This is a genomic window from Eoetvoesiella sp. (genome assembly GCF_035555955.1).
GTDB lineage: Bacteria > Pseudomonadota > Gammaproteobacteria > Burkholderiales > Burkholderiaceae_B > Eoetvoesia.
This window is the reverse complement of the sequence record NZ_DATMGA010000031.1, coordinates 1-4,506: the sequence shown is the minus strand read 5'-3', so window position 1 is coordinate 4,506 and position 4,506 is coordinate 1. Positions and strand designations below refer to the sequence as shown.

Here is a 4,506-nt window from a genome sequence, read left to right as displayed (position 1 = left end):
GGGGCCGCTGCCGCGGGCTTGGCCTTTGCCGCGCTGGGGGATGAATCGGCCGGAGCCGCGTGGGCGGCCGAACATGCCAGCGCGAGGGCGGCGGCCAGCCAGGAGAGCGGAAGGAAGGCGCTGCGTAAATTCATGGTTTGGGTTCTGTTTTTTTGGTTGTCGTTCGGGACTTCTGGGTGTCCTGGCCCGATATCTTCACGTCGCTGGCTGAAAACACTTTCAGCGTCCGGGTTTTGTTATCGTACCTCATGCCCTTGCCTGTCATGGTGGATTTGCCGTTGACGACCAGGGCCGGCAGATCGGTAAAGGCGACGTCCTCGTCGGGCAGCAGGGTGATCTGTTCGCTGGTGACGTCCAGCGCCGCGCGTCCCTCGTCGGCCTGGCGATGCAGGCGGGCATGGCCGGTCATGACGATGCGGGAGCCGTTTTTATCCATCACGGCGGTTTGCGAGGTGCCGATGGTGATCGGCGAGCCGGTGCGCTGGCCGATGGCCCTGGGGTCGGTGACCTTATAGGAGTCGTCGTCGGGAAAGTGCTCCATATGGGTGCCTTCCAGGCGATTGATGGCCATGCCGGCGGGGTCGGTGCGCACCATGACGAACTTGTCCGCCCATGAGTCTTTTTCGTGGGTGACGCGGCGCGGCGGCTCGATGTGCACGGCGCGCTGGGTATAGCCGGCAGCCCACCAGGTGCTGGCCACCAGCACGAACAGCAGGAATACGGCGACGATCGATGGAACGCGTTCTTTCATGTTGGGTACCGCTTATTGCGCAACGCCGCCCAGAACCAGGGCATTGGGGCCGAAGAACGCGCGCAGCCGGCCCTGGGCCGCCAGGACGAGGTCGCAGCATTCGCGCGCGGCGCCGTAGCCGCCGCGCTCGGACGCCACCCAGTGCGCCGCCTGGCTGACGTAGGAAGGGGCGTTGGGCACGCTGGCGGCGAAGCCCACCCGCTGCAGGGCGGGCAGGTCGATGATGTCGTCGCCCATGAAGCCCATCTGGTTCAAGGCGCAGCCCTGCTCCTGGGCAAGCGCCGCCAGGGCCTGGGCCTTGTCGCGCACGCCCTGCCTGACCAGGGAGATGCCCAGTTCGGCCGCCCGGCGAGCAACAATGGGACCTTCCCGCCCCGTGATGAGCACCACGGCTATGCCGCTTTCGCCCATCAGGCGCAGGCCGTGCCCGTCCAGGGCATTGAAGCGCTTTACGGTTTCGCCGTTTTCGCTGTACCAGAGGCTGCCGTCGGTCAGCACGCCATCCACGTCGAAGGCCATGACGCGCACCTGGCGTGCGCGCTCGACGATGGCGGGAGCCACCTTGGCCAGGATCAACGCTTCGGCGGGATGGGGGATGGTTGTGGTTTGCATGGGTGACATGTGGTTAACAGGCTCTAGATTACCTTGGCGGCCAGCAGGTCGTGCATGTGCAGGGCGCCTACGAGCGCGCCGGCCGGGTCGACCACCAGGAGCTGAGTCAGGCGGTTGGCGTCCATGAGCGTGGCGGCTTCGACCGCCATGGCGCTGGGCGCGACGCTTTTGGGGTTGCGGGACATGCCTTCGGAAACGGTAAGCGGGCGGATGTCGCCGTGGCGCACGATGAGGCGGCGCAGATCGCCGTCGGTGAAGATGCCGATGGGATGGCGGTTGCCGTCGACGACGATAGTCATGCCCATGCCCTTGCGCGACATTTCGCCAAGGGCTTCGGGCAGAGAGGTATCGGGATGGACGATGGGCAGGGCGTCGCCCACGCGCATGACGTCGCTGACGTGGGTAAGCAGGCGCCGGCCAAGCGCGCCGCCGGGATGCGAAAGGGCGAAGTCCTCGGCGCTGAAGTTGCGCGCCTCCAGGCAGGCCACGGCCAGGGCATCGCCCAGCACCAGGGTGGCGGTGGTGCTGGCCGTGGGCGCCAGGTTGAGGGGGCAGGCCTCTTGCTGTACGTGGACGTTCAGGTGCAGGTCGGCATTGGCGGCCAGCTCGGATTGTTCGTGGCCGGTGACGGCGATGAGCGGTATGCCGATGCGCTTGGCGGCGGTCAGCACGGTAAGCAGCTCGGGGGCCGAGCCGGAATAGGAAATGGCCATTACCATGTCGTGGCGGGTAAGCATGCCCAGGTCGCCGTGTATGGCTTCGACGCCGTGCATGAAGAACGAGGGCGTGCCGGTGGAGGCCAGCGTGGCGGCGATTTTCTTGGCGATATGTCCCGACTTGCCGATGCCGGTGACGATGACGCGGCCTTCGCAGCCCAGGATCATGGCGACGGCCTGGCTGAAACTGTCGTCCAGGCGGCTGTTCAGCGCCTGCAAGGCGCTGATTTCTATGGAAAAGGTTCGGCGGGCCGATTCCATGGACTGAACCGCTGAGGGTAGCGTGGCGATTTTCATTTCCCGATTTTAAACGCACATGACGTTTATGTTGCCGTTTTGGACAAAGGGAGAGCCGGGAGGCCGTGGCCCGGCGCCTTGCTCCCTGTTTTGCGCCGCGGCCGGCCACCGCTGGCTGGCGTCGCGCGGTCGTTGAATGTCAGCAGCAGGCCCCGGACGCGTGGGCAGCAGAAGTCGTCCACGCCCCTGGGGATTAGGGTTATAGTTGAGCCTGTTTGGCTTCCCCCTTTTCTGCCGCCGGGCTGTTCCCGGCGCAAAAAGCTCCCCCCCAGGGGGCGGCACGCCGCGTCGCGGCGCCGCGCGGGGGCATTTTCCGTTAGTGGCGATTTCCATGCATATTGATACTGCCGAGTACGTTCGCAATGCGATCCGTAGTGTGCCCGACTGGCCGAAACCCGGCGTCGTGTTCCGGGACATCACGCCGGTTCTGCAAGACCCTCGTACCTTCCGCGTTCTTATCGACCTGTTCGTTTATCGGTATATGCGACAGCGGCTCGACTTGGTCGCGGGCATCGATGCCCGCGGCTTCATCCTGGGGGCGGTGCTGGCCTACGAACTCAATCTGGGTTTCGTGCCGGTGCGCAAAAAAGGCAAGCTGCCTTTCCGCACCCTGGCCGAGGAATACTCCCTGGAATACGGCAACGCCACCGTCGAAATGCACACCGATGCCGTCAAGCCCGGCCAGCGTGTCTTGCTGATCGACGATCTCATCGCCACGGGCGGCACCATGATCGCCGCCGCCAAGCTGCTGCAGCGCCTGGGCGCCAACGTGGTCGAGGCTGCTTCCATCATCGACCTGCCCGAGCTGGGCGGCTCGAAAAACCTCAAGGAAACCGGCATGCCGGTCTTTTCGGTGTGCAGCTTTTCCGAAAGCGACGCTTGAACTACAGAAACAGCCGGTAAGCGGGGTTTTCGGTCTCGTTCCAGTAGGGATAGCCCAGCGAGTCCAGGAATTCCTTGAGCGCTTTCTTGTCGCTGGGCGGCACCTGGATGCCCACCAGCACCCGGCCGTAATCATCGCCCTGGTTGCGGTAGTGGAACAGGCTGATGTTCCATTCGGGGCTCATCGAGCTCAGGAACTTGGTCAGGGCGCCGGGCCTTTCGGGAAACTCGAAGCGGTACAGCACTTCGTTCTCGGTCAGGTTTGAACGCCCGCCCACCATGTACCGCAAGTGGGTCTTGGCCATTTCGTTGGAGCTTAGGTCCAGCGTCGAGAAGCCTTTTTTTACGAAGGTGTTGGCGATGCGGTCGTGGTCGGCGCTGGATGATATCTGCAGGCCCACGAACACATGGGCGCTGTCCGAGTCCGAGATGCGGTAGTTGAATTCGGTGACACTGCGCTTGCCGACGGTTTCGCACAGGCGCAGGAAGCTGCCGCGCTTTTCGGGAATGGTCAGGGCGAACAGGGCTTCACGCGCCTGGCCCACGTCGGCCCGGTCGGCCACGAAGCGCAGCCGGTCGAAATTCATGTTGGCGCCGCTGGTGATCGCCACCAGGGTTGCACCCTTGAGCTTGTGCTCGGCCGCATAGTGCTTGGCCCCGGCCAGCGCCAGCGCGCCGGCGGGCTCCAGGACACTGCGCGTATCCTGGAATACATCCTTGATGGCGGCGCAGATTTCATCGGTGGTGACGGCGACGAAATCGTCCACGTATTGTCTGGAGAGCTTGAAGGTTTCGGAACCCACCAGCTTCACCGCCGTGCCGTCCGAGAACAGGCCGACATCGCTCAGTTCCAGGCGGCGCCCCGCCTTGACGCTGCGGATCATGGCGTCGGAGTCGACGGTCTGCACGCCGATGATCTTGATTTCCGGGCGCAGCTGTTTGATATAGGCCGCCACGCCGGCAATCAGGCCGCCGCCGCCGATGGGCACGAACACGGCATCGATGGGCTGGGCGTGCTGGCGCAGGATTTCCATGCCGACGGTGCCTTGGCCGGCAATCACGTCGGGGTCGTCGAAGGGGTGGACGAAGGTCAGCTTGTGTTTTTTCTCGAGCGTCAGGGCATGCTGATGGGCGTCGGAATACGATTCGCCCGCCAGCTCCACCTCGCCGCCGCGCGACTTGACGGCGTCGATCTTCACCTGCGGCGTGGTGGTCGGCATCACGATCACGGCGCGGCAGCCCAGGCGC

The 4,506-nt window shown here is 64.5% G+C and carries 5 protein-coding genes; 1 reads left to right on the top strand and 4 read right to left on the bottom strand.

Features of this window, described 5'->3' with window-relative positions; all coding sequences use genetic code 11:
• Nucleotides 1–130 precede the first annotated feature (130 nt).
• The 3 genes from lptC to VNT00_RS09205 are packed head-to-tail and all read right to left on the bottom strand — an operon-like array spanning nucleotide 131 to nucleotide 2,340.
• Nucleotides 131–751 carry an LPS export ABC transporter periplasmic protein LptC gene (gene lptC / locus VNT00_RS09215; protein WP_325586707.1) on the bottom strand — a complete coding sequence of 207 codons (621 nt, stop codon included), beginning with the start codon at nucleotides 749–751 and terminating at the stop codon, nucleotides 131–133.
• Nucleotides 752–763: 12 nt separating this feature from the next.
• The gene (locus VNT00_RS09210) at nucleotides 764–1,372 is read right to left on the bottom strand and encodes a KdsC family phosphatase (protein ID WP_325586705.1); all 609 of its coding nucleotides are present in this window, start codon (nucleotides 1,370–1,372) and stop codon (nucleotides 764–766) included.
• 14 nt (nucleotides 1,373–1,386) lie between these two features.
• A complete protein-coding gene (locus VNT00_RS09205; RefSeq protein ID WP_325586703.1) occupies nucleotides 1,387–2,340 on the bottom strand; it encodes a KpsF/GutQ family sugar-phosphate isomerase in 954 nt (317 codons plus the stop codon).
• A gap of 367 nt (nucleotides 2,341–2,707) precedes the next feature.
• Between VNT00_RS09205 and VNT00_RS09200 the strand changes: the two genes are divergently transcribed.
• Nucleotides 2,708–3,259 carry an adenine phosphoribosyltransferase gene (locus VNT00_RS09200; protein WP_325586701.1) on the top strand — a complete coding sequence of 184 codons (552 nt, stop codon included), beginning with the start codon at nucleotides 2,708–2,710 and terminating at the stop codon, nucleotides 3,257–3,259.
• A gap of 1 nt (nucleotide 3,260) precedes the next feature.
• On the opposite strand, the gene ilvA is transcribed toward VNT00_RS09200, so the two are convergent.
• The coding region (ilvA, locus tag VNT00_RS09195) for a threonine ammonia-lyase, biosynthetic (RefSeq protein ID WP_325586699.1) at nucleotides 3,261–4,506 on the bottom strand (1,246 nt) is incomplete at its 5' end.